This window comes from Streptomyces sp. NRRL F-2664 (genome assembly GCF_000719345.1).
GTDB lineage: Bacteria > Actinomycetota > Actinomycetes > Streptomycetales > Streptomycetaceae > Streptomyces.
In genome coordinates this window covers 37,589-53,113 of record NZ_JOFX01000044.1, presented here as the reverse complement: position 1 = coordinate 53,113, position 15,525 = coordinate 37,589, and the positions used below count along the sequence as shown (strand labels likewise).

Here is a 15,525-nt window from a genome sequence, read left to right as displayed (position 1 = left end):
CGCAGCCTTCTCGGCTGCGGGGCGGCGCTGTCGTGCTCAGTTGTCGGGGTGCTCGCCCAGGATCGGCGGGTCCGGCGGCTTGGGGCCGTTGGTCTTGGTGGGTGTGGCCGTCGGGGACGTGGTCCCGCTGGGCGTCGGGCCCGTCTTGCTCGCGGTGGGCGTCGGCGAGGTGGTCGGGGACTGCGTGGGGCTGGTGGTGACGGCCGGGGGGCTGGAGGAAGGGCTCGTCGACGGGGTCGGCGAGGCACTGCGGGACGGCGTCTGCACGGCGCCCATCTCGGCCTCGGTCAGCTGGAACTTGCCCGTGTCCACGCCCTTGAGGGCGGCGAGGGTGTAGGCCCTCCAGATCGACGCGGGGAAGCTGGAGCCGCCCGCGCGGCCCAGGCCGGCGGTACCGGTCAGGGTGACCTGGCTGTGGCTGGTGGGGTCCTCGCCGAACATCGCGACGACCGTGACCAGTTCCGGCGTGTAGCCGGTGAACCAGGCCGCGACGTTGGACTCGGTGGTGCCGGTCTTGCCGCCCGCCTCGTAGGCGCTGCTGCGGACCTTGTTGCCGGAGCCGCCCTCGTCCTCGACGACGCCCTGGAGGACCTTGGTGACGGTGTCGGCGGTCTTGCGGCTGACGGCCTGGCTGCCCACCGCCTGCTGGGGGGTGAACTCGCGGTCCTTGTGCTCGGCCTTCTTGATGATGGTCGGCGTGACCTTCTTGCCGTGGTTGTCCAAGGTGGCGTAGACGGCGGCCATCTCGACGGTGTTCGCGCTCATGGTGCCCAGGGCCATGGCCGGCTTGTCCTCGGGCCAGCCCTCGCGGTCCTGCATGCCCAGCTCCAGGGCCGTCTTCTTCGCGTTCTGCGGCTTGACGTCCACGATCATCTGCGCGTAGACGGAGTTCACCGAGAAGTTGGTCGCCTCCTGGACCGTCATCATCGGTGTGCCGTAGTTGGTGTTGTCCTGGTTCTGCGGGTTGAACGGGATCTTGCTGCCGACGACCGGGCGCTTGCTGGTGCCGTCGTAGAGCGCGTTCGGGGTGATCGGCTTGCCGTCCTGGGTGTTGGAGCCGTTCTCCAGGGCGGAGGCGAGCACGATCGGCTTGAAGGTCGAGCCCGGCTGGTAGTCGGTGCGCAGGGCGTTGCTCGCGGACTTCTCCTCCAGGCCCACGCCGCCGTACATGGCGACGATGGCGCCGGTCTTGGGGTCCACGGAGGTGGCGCCGGCCTGGACGCTCTGGTCCTGGGGGCGGTTCTTGGTGTCCTTGCGGTCGAGCTTGGACTCCAGCTCGTCGTGGACCGCCTTCTCCAGGGCCGCCTGCTTGTTCTTGTCGACGTTGAGCGTGATGTTCCAGCCGCCCGCCGTGATCATGGCGTCGGTGATGTTCTGCTTGTTCATCTCGTCGTTGGCGGCCTGGATCAGGTAGCCCTTCTGCCCCTCCATGCCGGGGCGGGGCTTGGGCTTGATGGGCTCGGGAAGCGTCATGGTCTTGCGCTTCTCCGGGTCCAGCTTGCCCATCTCGACCATGTTGTCGAGGACGGCGTTGAAGCGGATGTTGACCAGCCGCTTTCCGTTCGGGCCGGCCGTCGCCAGGTCGTACTGGCTGGGGGCCTGGATGACGGACGCCAGGTAGGCGCCCTGCTCCAGGGTGAGCTGGCCGGCGTCGACGCCGTAGAAGGCCTGGGCCGCGGCCTGGATGCCGTAGGCGTTGCGGCCGTAGAAGTTGGTGTTCAGGTAGCCGGCGAGGATGTCGTCCTTCTCCATGCGCTGGTCGACCTTGAGGGAGATGACGAGCTCCCGGAGCTTGCGGGTCGCCGACTGGTCCTGCGTCAGGTAGTAGTTCTTGACGTACTGCTGGGTGATCGTCGAACCGCCGGCGGTGCCCTTGCCCCGGACGGTGTTGAACAGGCCCCGGGCCACGCCCATCAGGTCGATGCCGCGGTCCTTGTAGAAGGACTTGTTCTCGATGGCGATGAACGCGGTGCGGACGTCCTGCGGGATCTTGTCGAGGGTGACGATCTCGCGGTTCATCTTGCCGGTGTTGGCCATGATCGAGCCGTCGGACCAGCGGTAGGTGTTGCTCTGGAGGGTCGCCTGCTTGTTCGGGTCGGTGGGTTCGTTCACCGAGAAGTACAGGACGACCGCCGCGGCCATGAGGAGCAGGATCACCCCGAAGAAGGTCCCCAGGATCTTCTTCCAGGTGAAGAAGCGGCGTATGCCGGTGCGCTTGCCGGCACCCCCGCTCCCCTTGGCGCCCTTCGCGCGTCCGCTCGGCGCCCGCCGCGCACCGCGCTGCTGCGCCTTACGCACTTCTGCTCGGCCCATCGCTCCCGCTCCGCTCGATTACCCCCCCGACGTCAACTCAGAAAGCTAACACCGCAGGCTGTGACAAAGGTTGGCCAATCCGGCCCAATTCAGGTCATTTCGGACGTGAGAATCAGCACCCACGTCACAGGAACCGACGCTCAGACAAGCGGATGGGTTGCCCTTGCGCAAAAAAGTGATATCACTTTGCTAGGCGGCCCGACCGGCCGCGCGCAGAGAAACGGGGCGAACCATGACGAACCACATAGCCACTCCGGACGGAGTAAGGGAGTTCACCGCCCGCAGTGTCGGCGGCGGGCCGGCGCTGCTGCTCGGGCTGGCCGGCCTGCTCGCGGGCGTGGGGCTGGTCGTGGCCGGAGCGGTGGCGACCGCGGTCGCGGCCAAGGTGGCGCTGATCGCGGCCGGCGTGCTCACGGCCCTCGCCTCCCTGATCGCGATGAGCGGCCTGAACACCGTGGCGCCGGGCGAGGCCCGGGTCGTCCAGCTCTTCGGCCGCTACCGCGGCACGATCCGCACCGACGGGCTGCGCTGGGTCAACCCGCTGACCTCGCGCGAGAAGATCTCCACCCGGGTGCGCAACCACGAGACGGCCGTCCTGAAGGTCAACGACGCCTACGGCAACCCGATCGAGCTGGCGGCGGTCGTGGTCTGGCGGGTCGAGGACACGGCGCGCGCGGTCTTCGAGGTCGAGGACTTCACCGAGTTCGTCGAGACCCAGACCGAGGCCGCGGTCCGGCACATCGCGATCGAGTACCCGTACGACGCGCACGACGAGGGCGGTCTGTCACTGCGCGGCAACGCCGAGGAGATCACCGAGAAGCTCGCGGCCGAGCTGCACGTGCGCGTGGAGGCCGCCGGCGTGCAGATCATCGAGTCCCGCTTCACGCATCTCGCGTACGCTCCTGAGATCGCCTCCGCGATGCTCCAGCGCCAGCAGGCGGGAGCCGTCGTGGCGGCCCGCAAGCAGATCGTGGAGGGTGCGGTGGGCATGGTGGAGCTCGCCCTGACCCGCCTGGCGGAGGAGGAGATCGTGGACCTCGACTCGGAGCGCAAGGCGGCCATGGTCTCGAACCTGATGGTCGTCCTGTGCGGCGACCGCGCCGCCCAGCCGGTGCTCAACACGGGGACCCTCTACCAGTGACCCCCTCGGGCGAGGAGAAGCCGGCGGGCCGGCAGGCGCGCAAGCAGGTGCTCCTGCGGCTCGACCCGCAGGTCTACGACGCGCTGGCCCGCTGGGCGGGCGAAGAACTGCGCAGCGCCAACGCGCAGATCGAGTTCCTGCTCCGCCGGGCCCTCGCCGAGGCCGGCCGGCTCCCCTCCGCTCCCGGCCCGATCCCCCGCCGGGGCCGACCGCCCAAGCCCACGAACTGACCGCCGCTCCTGTGTCCGCACGGGAGCGGCTTTCGCTTCTCCCGCGGCCCGGAACCTCTATACACCGCGCGTATACACACGATGTATAGTCGTTGGCATGTCCATCGGTCACACCCTCCTGGGCCTCCTTGAGGCCGGCCCGCGCCACGGCTACGACCTGAAGCGGGCCTTCGACGAGAAGTTCGGCCACGACCGCCCCCTCGCCTACGGGCAGGTCTACTCGACCATGTCCCGCCTCCTGAAGAACGGCCTCGTCGAGGTCGAGGGCATAGAGGCCGGCGGCGGTCCCGACCGCAAGCGGTACGCCATCACCGACGCCGGCATCACCGACGTCGAGAACTGGCTCTCCCAGCCCGAGAAGCCCGAACCGTACCTCCACTCGACCCTCTACACAAAGGTCGTCCTCGCCCTGCTCACCGGCCGCCGCGCCGACGAACTGCTGGACAGCCAGCGGGCCGAGCACCTGCGCCTCATGCGCATCCTCACCCAGCGCAAGCGCAAGGGCGACATCGCCGACCAGCTCATCTGCGACCACGCGCTCTTCCACCTCGAGGCGGACCTGCGGTGGCTGGAGCTCACCGCCGCCCGTCTCGACCAGCTCGCGCGGGAGGTCCGCCGATGAAGCCCCCGGCCGGCTCCCTGCTCGCCGCCACCGACCTGCGCAAGGCGTACGGCAGCACCAACGCGCTGGACGGCGCCGAGTTCTCCATCCACGCGGGCGAGGTCGTCGCCGTCATGGGCCCCTCAGGCTCCGGCAAGTCCACCCTGCTGCACTGCCTCGCCGGGATCGTCCCGCCCGACTCCGGCTCCATCACCTACGCCGGCCGGGAGCTCACCACGCTCGGCGACGCCGAGCGCAGCACCCTGCGCCGCACGGAGTTCGGCTTCGTCTTCCAGTTCGGGCAGCTCGTACCGGAGCTGACCTGCGTGGAGAACGTCGCCCTCCCGCTGCGCCTGACCGGCGTCAGGCGCAAGGAGGCCGAACGCACCGCCCTGCACTGGATGGAGCAGCTCCAGGTGGAAGACCTCGGCGCCAAGCGGCCCGGCGAGATATCCGGCGGCCAGGGACAGCGGGTGGCCGTCGCCCGGGCCCTCGTCACCGGCCCCCGGGTGATCTTCGCCGACGAGCCCACCGGAGCGCTCGACTCCCTCAACGGCGAACTCGTCATGCAACTGCTCACGGAGGCGGCCCGGTCGGCCAACGCGGCCGTCGTGCTCGTCACGCACGAGACGCGCGTGGCCGCCTACTCCGACCGGGAGATCGTCGTACGCGACGGCAGGTCGCGCGACATGGAGCGGATCGTATGAGCCGGCTCCGGGTCTGGACCCGCGACCTCGGCATGGGCGCACGCTTCGCCTTCGGCGGCGGCCGCGAAGGGTGGATCCGCACTCTGCTCACCGGCGTCGGCGTCGGTCTGGGCGTCGCGCTGCTGCTGATCAGCACCGCGATCCCCGGTGCCCTCGCCGCACGGTACGAGCGCGGTGACGCCCGCTCCACGATGCACTCCGACAGCGCCGAAGCCCCCGGCCCCGACACCCTGCTGATCGCCCGCACCGGGCAGACGTACCAGCACAAGGACATCGAGGGGCACGTGGTGCGGGCCGAGGGGCCCCGCGCCCCGCTGCCGCCGGGCCTGAAGAAGCTCCCGGGGCCGGGCGAGATGGCGCTCTCCCCCGCCCTGGACGAGCTGCTGAAGTCCTCCGAGGGCGCGCTGCTGCGCAAGCGGCTCGACGCCCGCGTCAGCGAGGTCGTCGGCGACGCGGGGCTGGTCGGCCCCGGCGAACTGCTCTTCTACCTGGGCAGCGACACCCTGCGCAAGAACGGTCCCGAGGACTACCGGGTCGAGCGCATCACCGGCTTCGGCCACGAGGCCGACCGCGACGGCCTCGACCCCGTGCTCATGCTGATGGTCGTCCTGACGTTCGTGGCCCTGCTGATGCCCGTCGCCGTGTTCATCGCCACCGCCGTCCGCTTCGGCGGGGAGCGGCGCGACCGGCGGCTCGCGGCGCTGCGGCTGGTCGGCGCCGACGGCAGGACGGTACGCCGGATCGCGGCCGGCGAGGCACTGGCCGGCTCCCTGGTCGGACTCGTACTGGGCACCGGCTTCTTCGCAGTGGGCCGCTCCCTGGTCGGCAGCGTCGGAGTGCAGCAGCGCAGCGTCTTCCCCGCCGACCTCGACCCGGCGCCGTGGCTGGCCGTGCTGGTCGCCCTCGCGGTGCCTGCGGCGGCCGTGGCGGTGACCCTGTTCGCACTGCGCGGCGTGGTCATCGAGCCGCTGGGCGTCGTCCGCACGGCGAGGCCGGCGCGCCGGCGCATCTGGTGGCGGCTGCTGCTGCCGCTGGTCGGGCTCGGTCTGCTCGTGCCCCTGCAGGGCCGCGGCAACGACCACGGCAGGTTCAACCAGTGGCAGGTCGGCGCCGGGGTGGTGCTGCTTCTGGTCGGGATCACCGTGCTGCTCCCCTGGCTGCTGGAGCGCGTCGTCGGACGGATGTCCGGCGGACCGGTCTCCTGGCAGCTGGCCGTGCGCCGCCTCCAGGTCAGCAGCGGCACCGCCGCCCGGCTGGTCAACGGCATCGCCGTGGCCGTCGCGGGCGCGATCGCCCTGCAGATGCTCTTCGCGGGGGTCGAGGGCGACTACACCGGGTCCACCGGCCAGGACCCCTCCCGGGCCGCCGTCGCCGTCCTGGTGGGCCGCCCGTCGGACGCCTCCGTCGACGATCTCGCGCAGCGGATCGCCGCCGTGCCGGGTGTCACCCACGCGGTCCCGCTGACCTCCGCGCAGGCCGCCCACCAAGTGCCCGCGCAGGAGGAGACGGTCGAGGTGACCGTGGGCACCTGCGACGCGCTCCGGGAGGTCGCGGCGCTCGATTCGTGCGCGGAGGGCGATGCCTTCGTCCTGACCGGGCCCGCCTCGGCCGGCCCCTACGGAGCCACGGCGCAGCCCGGTGACGAGCTGTTCGTCGGCAACGTCCGGCGCTACGACTCCGAGCCGGCCGACCGGCCCGCGCCGGTGAAGTGGCAGGTCCCGGCGGGCGCTCGTACGGTCCCCGCCCGGGAGGACCCGGCCGGGTCCGTGCGGACCGGCCTGCTGGTGACCCCGTCGGCCGCGCCGAAGGAGCTGGGCGACCACCCGGACGCCCGGATCTTCGTCCAGGTCGACGCATCCGGTCCGGACGCCCTGGACCGCGCGCGCAACGCCGTCTTCGCGGCGGACCCGCTCGTCACGGCGATGACCCTGCGGCAGACCGAGCAGGCCGCCGGTTTCTCCTCGATCCGCACGGGCCTGTTCTTCGGTGCCGCCGCCGTGCTGGTCCTGATCGGCGCCAGCCTGTTCGTGTCGCAGCTGGAGCAACTGCGCGAACGCCGGCGGCTGCTGTCCTCGCTGGTCGCCTTCGGCACCCGGCGCTCCACGCTGAGCCTGTCGGTGCTGTGGCAGACGGCCGTACCGATCGCGCTGGGCCTGGTGCTGGCGGCCGTCGTGGGCACGGCACTGGGCGCGGTCCTCATGGGGATGGCCGCGCAGCCGGTCCGGATCGACTGGCCGTCGGTGCTCGGGATGACCGGTGTCGGCGCGGGCGTCGTCGTCGCGGTGACCCTGCTGAGCCTGCCGCCGCTGAGGCCCTCGTACTGGGCGTACTCGGGGCTTCGGCCGGTGCGGCGAGAGTGCGTGCCGGGCGCCGTGGGCGCCGTGCGGGACTTTCGCAACACCCCCTAGTCGGTGGGCCAGACGGGGAGCGGGCGTACGGCTTCGCGCAGTGCGGCGGCGATGGCCTCGAACTCCGCCTGGCGGGCGGTGCCGGTCCGCATGGCCAGGGCGATCCGCCGCGAGGGGGCCGGCTCGGCGAAGCAGCCGGTGGACAGGTACTCGTTGCGGGCGGTCTCCAGCCGCAGTGCGGTGCGCGGCAGCAGGGTCACCCCGAGGCCGCCGGCGACGAGCTGGACGAGCGTGGACAGTCCGGCGGCGGTCGTCGTGACGTCCGCCCCGGTGGTCCGCCCGGCCTCCCGGCAGATGTCGAGGGCCTGGTCCCGCAGGCAGTGCCCTTCGTCCAGCAACAGCAGTTGCAGGTCGCGCAGTTCGTCGAGGGGGATGTCCCGGCGGCCGGCCAGCGCGTGGTCGCGCGGGGCGAGCAGGACGAAGTCCTCGTCGAAGAGGGGCAGTTCGGTGACTCCGGGGACGCCGAGCGGTACGGCGAGCAGGAGCAGGTCCAGGCGGCCGCCGGCCAGGCCCTCCAGCAGCGAGCCCGTCTGCTCCTCGTGCACCTGGAGGTCCATCCGCGGATAGCGGCGGTGGAACAGCCCGAGCACGGTCGGCAGCAGGTAGGGCGCCACGGTGGGGATCACCCCGAGCCGCAGCATCCCGGTGAAGGGCGCCCGTACCGCCTCGGCCTCCTCCAGCAGTCCGCCGACGGCGTCGAGCACCACCTGCGCCCGGGCGGCGATCCGCTCGCCCGCCGGGGAGAGCAGCACCTTGCGGGTGGTGCGCTCCAGCAGTTGCACGCCGAGTGCCTCCTCCAGCGCGGAGACGGCGCCGGAGAGCGCCGGCTGGCTCATGCCGATGGCCGCGGCCGCGTCGCGGAAGTGCAGGTGCTCGGCGACGGCGGCGAAGGCGCGCAGCTGAGCAAGGGTCGGTTGTTTCGCTCCTCTATTACCGACAGCCACTGATAGGTACCTCCGATCACCCGAAGCAAGACTAGCTATTTCCACAATCAATGCAGGTTGTGCCAGCATGTGAGACACGTCCAACCCCGTTGGAATGCCCCCAAAAGGGGTGTTTCCTCTTGAACAAGGAGAGCGCGTGCTCACTGTTGGTGACAAGTTCCCCGCCTTCGACCTGACCGCCTGCGTCTCGCTCGAGGCCGGATCCGAGTTCGCGCAGATCGACCACAAGACCTACGAGGGCAAGTGGAAGGTCGTCTTCGCGTGGCCGCTGGACTTCACCTTCGTGTGCCCCACGGAGATCGCCGCCTTCGGCAAGCTGAACGACGAGTTCGCCGACCGTGACGCGCAGGTCCTCGGCTTCTCCCTCGACTCCGAGTACGTGCACCACGCCTGGCGCAAGGACCACGCCGACCTGCGCGACCTGCCCTTCCCGATGATGTCGGACATCAAGCGCGAGCTCTCCGCCGAGCTGGGCATCCTCGGCGAGGACGGCCTGCCGATGCGTGCCGTCTTCATCGTCGACCCGAACAACGAGATCCAGTTCTCCATGGTGACCGCCGGTTCCGTGGGCCGTAACCCCAAGGAGGTCCTGCGGGTCCTCGACGCCCTGCAGACCGACGAGCTGTGCCCCTGCAACTGGAACAAGGGCGACGCCACGATCGACGCCGGCGCGCTGCTGGCCGGTGAGTGACGGATGTCCCTCGACTCGCTCAAGGCGTCCGTCCCGGACTTCGCCAAGGACCTGAAGCTGAACCTCGGTTCGGTCATAGGCAACAGCGACCTGCCGCAGCAGCAGCTGTGGGGCACCGTCCTGGCGTGCGCGATCGCCGCCCGCTCCCCGCGCGTCCTGCGTGAGCTGGAGCCGGAGGCGAAGGCGAACCTCTCGCCGGAGGCGTACACCGCCGCCAAGTCCGCCGCCGCGGTCATGGCGATGAACAACGTCTTCTACCGCACGCGGCACCTGCTCTCCGACCCGGAGTACGGCACGCTGCGCGCCGGCCTGCGGATGAACGTCATCGGCAACCCGGGCGTGGAGAAGATCGACTTCGAACTGTGGTCGCTCGCGGTCTCCGCGATCAACGGCTGCGGCCAGTGCCTGGACTCGCACGAGCAGGTCCTGCGCAAGGCGGGCGTCGACCGCGAGACGATCCAGGAGGCCTTCAAGATCGCCTCGGTGATCCAGGCCGTGGCGGTCACCCTCGACGCCGAGGCGGCCCTCGCCGCCGAGTAACGGCATCCGTACGACGGCAGGGGCCCCGCGACCGATCCCGGTCGCGGGGCCCCTGCACGTCCCCTTACTGCTTGAGCGCCGCCGACAGCGCACGCGTGTCCTCGATGAGCGCCGCCTGGATCGCCTCGGCATCGGCCGGGGCGCTGTGGCCGGTGCCGGTGCCGTGCACCCCGACCGTGAACACCGCACCACCGTCCAGCACCTTGAGCCGGACCACCGCGCCTCCGGGGGACACCTGGAGCACGGCGCGCTCGCCGAGCCCCTGGACCGCCTCCGTGCGGCCCCATCCGATCTCGGCGGCGAGCCCGAGCGACGGTACGTCGAACTCCGCCTGCGGGTCGGTCTTCCGGTGCAGGTCCACCTGTGCCCGCACGGTGAGGGTCGACACGGACTCACCGTTCTGCAGCACGCAGATGGCCCCGCGCACCGCCGGGTGGTCGTTCTGCTGGTTCATCGGCCGGTGCCGGTGCAGGTTCCCCGCGATCCCGCTCAGCGCCCGTGCCTCGAAGTCCTCGCACAGGTTCTCCGTCGCCCGGTACGAGATCTCCGGTGCGGCGAGCCGGTCCCCGAAGGCGAACAGCCCGCCCGCCCACACCGCGGAGGCGGCCACCGCCCCGCCCAGCGCCCACAGCCACGGCCGGCGCGCCCCCGGGGCGTCCTCCCGCCGTCCGTACGAGGCGAGTTCCTCGGGACGGTCCTCCTGCCCCGCCGCGCGGCCGGTCTGCCACGCCCCGTCGTACTCCGGATCTGTGATCATGTCGTCCCCCTCGTCGTCCTGCCGGTCCGGCCCTGGTCAGGGGCCGGGGCGGTCCTCGTCGGCGTCGGGGCCCAGGCCCAGCGCCGTCGCTCCGTGCGGTGGGGGGCCGGCCACGGCGGCCCCGAGGTGGTTCTGGTCGCGCGAGTACGCCCTCAGGTAGCCCACCACCGTGTTCGTGACGGCCACCAGCGGGACGGCCACCACCGCCCCGCCGATGCCCGCGACCATGCCGCCGGCGGCCACCGCGAGCACCACAGCGAGCGGGTGCACCCGTACCGCCCGGCCGAGGATGAAGGGCTGGAGGACGTGTCCCTCGATCTGCTGCACCGCCAGCACCACCAGCAGCGCCATCAGGGCGGTGAACACGCCCTGGGTCACGAGCGCCACGACCACGGCGAGGGCACCCGAGATGACGGCGCCGACCAGCGGGATGAAGGCGAACAGGAAGATGAAGACGGCCAGCGGCACTGCCATCGGCACGTCCAGGACGTACAGCCCGAGGCCGATGAAGATGGCGTCGATGAGGGCGACGATGACCGTGCCGCGGACGTACGCGGTCAGCGTGCGCCAGGCGCGCGGACCGGCCCCGGCGACGCCGGCGCGGGCGGCGGCCGGAACCAGGCCCAGCGCCCAGTTCCAGATCCGCTTGCCGTCGTAGAGCAGGAACAGCGTCGAGAACATCGCGAGCAGCATGCCCGTGAGGATCTCGACGAGGACCGTCACGCCCTGGAGTCCGGCGGAGGTGATCTGCTCGGTGTTGGTACCGATGGTCTCGCTGAGGTTCTTCGCGATGTCGTTGATCTGCTTCTCGGTCACGTGGAACGGACTGTCCAGTGCCCAGAGTTTGAGTTCGTCGATGCCGTCGCGGACCCGGTCGGAGAGGTCGTCGAGGTTCTCCATGACCTGCCAGACCACGAACCAGCCGACGAGCCCGATGACGACGAAGCCGAGGACCGCGGTGACGGCGGTGGCCGGGCCGCGCGGCATGCCCAGTCGGCGCAGCCGGACGACGAAGGGCTGGAGCATGGCGGTGACGAGCATGGCGGCCGCGAAGGCGAGGACGACGAGGCGGACCTCGCTGATCACCTTCATCAGCACCCAGAGCATCCCGGCGAGCAGCAGCAGCCGCCAGCTGGCCTCGGCGGCGACGCGCATGCCCCAGGGGATGACGCTCGCCGGTTCGGGCCGCTCGGGGCGCTCGTAGCGGACGGGGGCGGCCCGATCCGCCGCGGGCTGCGTCTGCGAGGGCGGGGCGTCGGAGGGCCCCGCGGCCGCCTGGTCCGTCCGGCCCGGCCGCGCGGGCACGTCGCCGCCGGTCTCGGCCTCGACCTCGGCGCGCCGCTCGTTGAGCCGCGCCTCCATCGCGTTCAGTCTGTTGCCCAGCCGGCCGAGCCAGCCTTCTCTCTTCGCCATGTCCGCTTCCTTCCCCCGTCCCCCCGATCTACCGGGCACACCCCGATGACCGTACACGCGAGCAGCCCCGCACCGTACGACGGTGCGGGGCTGCCCGGGACGAGCTGTGGTGCCGCGGTGCGGCGGCGGCCGGTCAGTACCAGCCGTTGGCCTGGTGGAAGCTCCACGCGGCGCAGGGGCCGCCGTAGCGGTCCTCCATGTAGTTCAGGCCCCACTTGATCTGGGTGGCGGGGTTGGTGCGCCAGTCCGCGCCGGCCGAGGCCATCTTCGAACCCGGGAGCGCCTGGACCAGACCGTACGCCCCGGAGGACTTGTTGACGGCCAGGTAGTTCCAGGTGGACTCCTGGTTGATGATGTTCGAGAAGCACTGGAACTGGCCGGCCGGGACCATCTGCTGGGCGATGGCCTTGACCTGGGCGACCGTGTAGGAGCTCTGGACGGCGAAGTCGCCGGCGTCGCGGGCGGCGGAGCGACTGGCGATCTCCTTCGCCTCGCGTTCCTTCTTCGCCTTCTCCTCGGCGGCCTTCTGCGCCTCGGCCTTCTTGGACTTGGCGTCCTCGGCGGCCTGCAGGCGGGCGGCTTCCTCGGCCGAGCGCTTGGCGTCGGCGTCGGCGGCGTGGGCGATGGTGTCGGCCTGCTGCGTCAGGGAAGCGCTCTGGACCTGCGCCTGGTCGCCGACCGGGATGTCCGCGAGGAGGGTCGCCCCGGACGCGGTCGTCTCGAGATCGTTCGTGGGGTCGCCGGTGGCAACGCCCACGACTGCGCCGACGGTGGTGACCGCGGTGGCCGAAGCCACTGCGAACCCCCGGACCGAGATCCGGCTCACACGGTGTCCTTCCAGCAGCGTCCGCAGTGACCGCGCGGGCGCAAAAGTGCCCTCGACTCTGGCCTCCGTGGTGCGACGGTCACTGGAGGCGCTGGCCCGCGGCAACTCCCCTGCGGGGGCTGCCGTGTGAAACTCCGGGCGGCATACGGCCATCGGCTGTGGAGTTGTGGTGCTGCGCGTACCTCACGGGAGATACAGGTGTGCCGTATGCGGGGCCTGACGGAAACCAGACTCTGCCGGACCTCGACACCGCAAGGCAATTCTCCGCTGCGTGGGAAAGGTCACACCTGGCATGTCGCCCTCTCTTTCCGCAAAGGGCTGTGCAGCACGACGCCGCCCGGCTAGGCTCTGGGGCCTTTGCCGGGCGGCGCCAACTCGCCTTCCCGCTATGGGGCGTATGACCGATTCGACCGACCGGTCGGACCGGATCGCGGCCTCACCGGGGTCAGAGGTTCTCCAGCATCTCGGTGACCAGGGCGGCGATCGGGGAGCGCTCGGATCGCGTCAACGTGACGTGTGCGAAGAGCGGATGCCCCTTCAGCTTCTCGACGACGGCGACCACTCCGTCGTACCGGCCGACGCGCAGGTTGTCCCGCTGGGCGACGTCATGGGTGAGAACCACCCGTGAATTGGCCCCGATCCGCGACAGAACGGTCAGCAGGACGTTGCGCTCCAGCGACTGCGCCTCGTCCACGATCACGAAGGCGTCGTGGAGCGAGCGGCCGCGGATGTGCGTGAGCGGCAGGACCTCCAGCATCCCCCGGTTGAGCACCTCCTCGATGACCTCGCGCCCGGCGACCGCCGAGAGGGTGTCGAAGACCGCCTGCGCCCAGGGGCTCATCTTCTCGGAGGCGTCGCCGGGCAGGTAGCCGAGGTCCTGGCCGCCCACCGCGTACAGCGGCCGGAAGACCATCACCTTCTGGTGCTGCCTGCGCTCCAGCACCGCCTCCAGGCCCGCGCAGAGCGCCAGCGCCGACTTGCCGGTGCCGGCCCGGCCGCCCATCGAGATGATCCCGATCTCCGGGTCGAGGAGCAGGTCCAGCGCGATGCGCTGTTCGGCGCTGCGGCCGTGCAGGCCGAAGGCGTCGCGGTCGCCCCGTACGAGCTTGACGTTGCCGTCGGCGGTGACCCTGCCCAGGGCCTTGCCTCGCTCGGACTGCAGGACCAGCCCGGTGTGCACGGGCAGTTCGGCGGCCTCGGGGATGTGGAGGCGCTCCTCCGAGTAGAGGAGGTCGACCTGCTCGCCGGAGAGGCCGATCTCGCTCATGCCGGTCCAGCCGCCATCGGTGATGGCGAGTTCCGCGCGGTACTCCTCCGCGATGAGGCCCACGGAGGAGGCCTTGATGCGCAGGGGCAGATCCTTCGAGACGACCGTGACGTCGTAGCCCTCGGCCTGCAGGTTGCGGGCGACCGCGAGGATCCGCGAGTCGTTGTCCCCCAGACGGAAGCCGGCGGGCAGGACGCCCGGGTCGGAGTGGTTGAGTTCGACGCGGAGCGTGCCGCCCAGATCTCCCAGCGGGATGGGGGCGTCCAGGCGACCGTTGCGGACCCGGAAGTCGTCGAGCAGGCGCAGGGCCTGACGCGCGAAGTAGCCGAGTTCGGGATGGTGCCTCTTCGCCTCCAGCTCGGTGATCACCACGATCGGGAGCACGACCTCGTGCTCGTCGAAGCGGGAGATCGCATTGGGGTCTGCCAGCAGGACGCTGGTGTCGAGGACGTAGGTCCGCCTGTCGGACAGGCGGCGCTTAGTGCTGGTCACCACGGAAGGACGTACCCCCTCGGAAGAGGTCGGGCCATGAAGACCGGACCGGTCATCGGCACCCATGCCAGGGCCGATTTCCGGCCCTCCACTGCGTCCGTGCGAACCGCACGTGCGTCCTGGTGCAAAGGGCCTCCCGGGCGGACGGCCCCATGCCGTCCGCTGAGACTCGACACCCGTGGATCGGGCATCGACCTGAAAGGGATATTCCCCGAACAGGCCAGGACATGCCATGGCATATGACGGACGCTCGGTGAATCCCTGGTGAAGGCTTCGGGCGGAGGGGCCGCCGGGAGCGGCGGGGCCTACGGGGTATCAGGTGCCGTAGCGCCGGTGGCGGGCCGCGTAGTCGCGCAGGGCCCGCAGGAAGTCGACCTTGCGGAAGGCCGGCCAGAAGACCTCGCAGAAGTAGTACTCGGAGTGCGCGCTCTGCCACAACATGAATCCGGACAGCCGCTGCTCGCCGCTGGTGCGGATGACGAGGTCCGGGTCGGGCTGGCCGCGGGTGTAGAGGTGCTCGGCGATGTGGTCGATGTCGAGGATCTCGGCGAGCTCCTCGAAGGAGGTGCCCTTCTGCGCGTGCTCCAGCAGCAGCGAGCGGACCGCGTCGGCGATCTCCTGGCGGCCGCCGTAGCCGACGGCGACGTTGACGAGTATCCCGTCGACGTCGTGGGTGGCCTGCTCGGCCTCCTTCAGGACCTGCTGCGTGCCGGCCGGCAGGATGTCCAGGTTGCCCACGTGGTGGACGCGCCAGCGGCCGTCCGCGGCGAGGCCCCGCACGGTGTTCTCGATGATGTTCAGCAGCGGGCGGAGCTCGACCTCGGGCCGGTCCAGATTGTCCGTGGAGAGCATCCACAGGGTGACGACCTCGACGTCCGTCTCGGTGCACCAGCCGAGCATCTCGGAGATCTTGTCCGCTCCGGCCTGGTGGCCCTGCTCCGTCGTGCCTCCGGACGCCTTCGCCCAGCGGCGGTTGCCGTCCAGGATGACGCCGATGTGCTTGGGTGCCGCGTCGTGGTCGAGGCGGCCCTCCACCCGGCGTGCATAAAGCCTGTACACCAGGTCGCGCAGCTTCACGATCTTCCAGCCCCTCCGTGCGATGGCCCCGTGCGAATTGCGGTCCCCCGAGTGCGCCACATTACTGCGCGGCGGGATGGGGTACCCAACTCGGTCTGTCACAACTCCGTGATAGGGA

General features: G+C 70.8%; 14 protein-coding genes. 7 read left to right on the top strand and 7 right to left on the bottom strand.

Annotated elements, in window-relative coordinates; genetic code table 11:
• Positions 1-36: 36 nt before the first annotated feature.
• Entirely contained in the window at positions 37-2,313 is a 2,277-nt protein-coding gene (locus IF89_RS0129480) for a transglycosylase domain-containing protein (RefSeq protein WP_030774589.1), read from the bottom strand.
• A 232-nt stretch (positions 2,314-2,545) separates the two neighbouring features.
• Between IF89_RS0129480 and IF89_RS0129475 the strand changes: the two genes are divergently transcribed.
• The 5 genes from IF89_RS0129475 (at position 2,546) to IF89_RS0129455 (ending at position 7,400) form a co-directional block, all read left to right on the top strand.
• A complete protein-coding gene (locus IF89_RS0129475) occupies positions 2,546-3,454 on the top strand; it encodes an SPFH domain-containing protein (RefSeq protein WP_030774587.1) in 909 nt (302 codons plus the stop codon).
• Positions 3,451-3,684 (top strand): hypothetical protein, encoded by a 234-nt coding sequence (locus IF89_RS0129470; protein WP_030774585.1) that lies wholly within the window; start codon positions 3,451-3,453, stop codon positions 3,682-3,684. Before IF89_RS0129475 ends, IF89_RS0129470 begins: the two co-directional genes overlap by 4 nt.
• Before the next feature lie 97 nt (positions 3,685-3,781).
• Positions 3,782-4,306: a PadR family transcriptional regulator gene (locus IF89_RS0129465; protein WP_030774583.1), complete on the top strand. Its 525-nt coding sequence runs from the start codon at positions 3,782-3,784 to the stop codon at positions 4,304-4,306.
• Positions 4,303-4,992 (top strand): ABC transporter ATP-binding protein, encoded by a 690-nt coding sequence (locus IF89_RS0129460; RefSeq protein ID WP_030774581.1) that lies wholly within the window; start codon positions 4,303-4,305, stop codon positions 4,990-4,992. Before IF89_RS0129465 ends, IF89_RS0129460 begins: the two co-directional genes overlap by 4 nt.
• Positions 4,989-7,400: an FtsX-like permease family protein gene (locus IF89_RS0129455; RefSeq protein ID WP_063831364.1), complete on the top strand. Its 2,412-nt coding sequence runs from the start codon at positions 4,989-4,991 to the stop codon at positions 7,398-7,400. Before IF89_RS0129460 ends, IF89_RS0129455 begins: the two co-directional genes overlap by 4 nt.
• On the opposite strand, the gene IF89_RS0129450 is transcribed toward IF89_RS0129455, so the two are convergent.
• On the bottom strand, positions 7,397-8,344 hold the full coding sequence (locus IF89_RS0129450; protein WP_078628591.1) for a hydrogen peroxide-inducible genes activator: 948 nt from the start codon (positions 8,342-8,344) through the stop codon (positions 7,397-7,399). The two genes, IF89_RS0129455 and IF89_RS0129450, sit on opposite strands and share 4 nt — an antisense overlap.
• A gap of 136 nt (positions 8,345-8,480) precedes the next feature.
• On the opposite strand from IF89_RS0129450, the gene IF89_RS0129445 reads away from it, so the two are divergent.
• Together IF89_RS0129445 and IF89_RS0129440 are read left to right on the top strand one after the other, a co-directional pair.
• Positions 8,481-9,035 (top strand): peroxiredoxin, encoded by a 555-nt coding sequence (locus IF89_RS0129445; RefSeq protein ID WP_030774574.1) that lies wholly within the window; start codon positions 8,481-8,483, stop codon positions 9,033-9,035.
• 3 nt (positions 9,036-9,038) lie between these two features.
• Positions 9,039-9,575 carry an alkyl hydroperoxide reductase gene (locus tag IF89_RS0129440; RefSeq protein ID WP_030774572.1) on the top strand — a complete coding sequence of 179 codons (537 nt, stop codon included), beginning with the start codon at positions 9,039-9,041 and terminating at the stop codon, positions 9,573-9,575.
• 64 nt (positions 9,576-9,639) lie between these two features.
• Here the strand turns inward: IF89_RS0129440 and IF89_RS44795 are convergent, their stop codons facing one another.
• The 5 genes from IF89_RS44795 to IF89_RS0129415 all read right to left on the bottom strand — a co-directional run bounded on the left by IF89_RS44795 (position 9,640) and on the right by IF89_RS0129415 (position 15,407).
• The gene (locus tag IF89_RS44795; RefSeq protein ID WP_030774570.1) at positions 9,640-10,332 is read right to left on the bottom strand and encodes a hypothetical protein; all 693 of its coding nucleotides are present in this window, start codon (positions 10,330-10,332) and stop codon (positions 9,640-9,642) included.
• Between the two features lie 36 nt (positions 10,333-10,368).
• Positions 10,369-11,745, bottom strand: a complete 1,377-nt coding sequence (locus tag IF89_RS0129430; protein ID WP_030774567.1) for an AI-2E family transporter — start codon at positions 11,743-11,745, stop codon at positions 10,369-10,371.
• 133 nt (positions 11,746-11,878) lie between these two features.
• Positions 11,879-12,571, bottom strand: coding sequence for a transglycosylase SLT domain-containing protein (locus IF89_RS0129425; RefSeq protein ID WP_030774566.1), 693 nt, complete (start codon positions 12,569-12,571; stop codon positions 11,879-11,881).
• A 445-nt stretch (positions 12,572-13,016) separates the two neighbouring features.
• Complete coding sequence (locus IF89_RS0129420) at positions 13,017-14,333, bottom strand: PhoH family protein (RefSeq protein WP_030774564.1); 1,317 nt, start codon at positions 14,331-14,333, stop codon at positions 13,017-13,019.
• Positions 14,334-14,645: 312 nt separating this feature from the next.
• On the bottom strand, positions 14,646-15,407 hold the full coding sequence (locus IF89_RS0129415; RefSeq protein WP_030774562.1) for an isoprenyl transferase: 762 nt from the start codon (positions 15,405-15,407) through the stop codon (positions 14,646-14,648).
• Positions 15,408-15,525 lie beyond the last annotated feature (118 nt).

Coding starts and splice junctions, on each gene's coding strand:
- IF89_RS0129460 (WP_030774581.1), top strand. CDS start 4,303: ATGAAGCCCCCGGCCGGCTCCCTGCTCGCCGCCACCGACCTGCGCAAG.
- IF89_RS0129430 (WP_030774567.1), bottom strand. CDS start 11,745: ATGGCGAAGAGAGAAGGCTGGCTCGGCCGGCTGGGCAACAGACTGAAC.
- IF89_RS0129480 (WP_030774589.1), bottom strand. CDS start 2,313: ATGGGCCGAGCAGAAGTGCGTAAGGCGCAGCAGCGCGGTGCGCGGCGG.
- IF89_RS0129465 (WP_030774583.1), top strand. CDS start 3,782: ATGTCCATCGGTCACACCCTCCTGGGCCTCCTTGAGGCCGGCCCGCGC.
- IF89_RS0129475 (WP_030774587.1), top strand. CDS start 2,546: ATGACGAACCACATAGCCACTCCGGACGGAGTAAGGGAGTTCACCGCC.
- IF89_RS0129440 (WP_030774572.1), top strand. CDS start 9,039: ATGTCCCTCGACTCGCTCAAGGCGTCCGTCCCGGACTTCGCCAAGGAC.
- IF89_RS44795 (WP_030774570.1), bottom strand. CDS start 10,332: ATGATCACAGATCCGGAGTACGACGGGGCGTGGCAGACCGGCCGCGCG.
- IF89_RS0129455 (WP_063831364.1), top strand. CDS start 4,989: ATGAGCCGGCTCCGGGTCTGGACCCGCGACCTCGGCATGGGCGCACGC.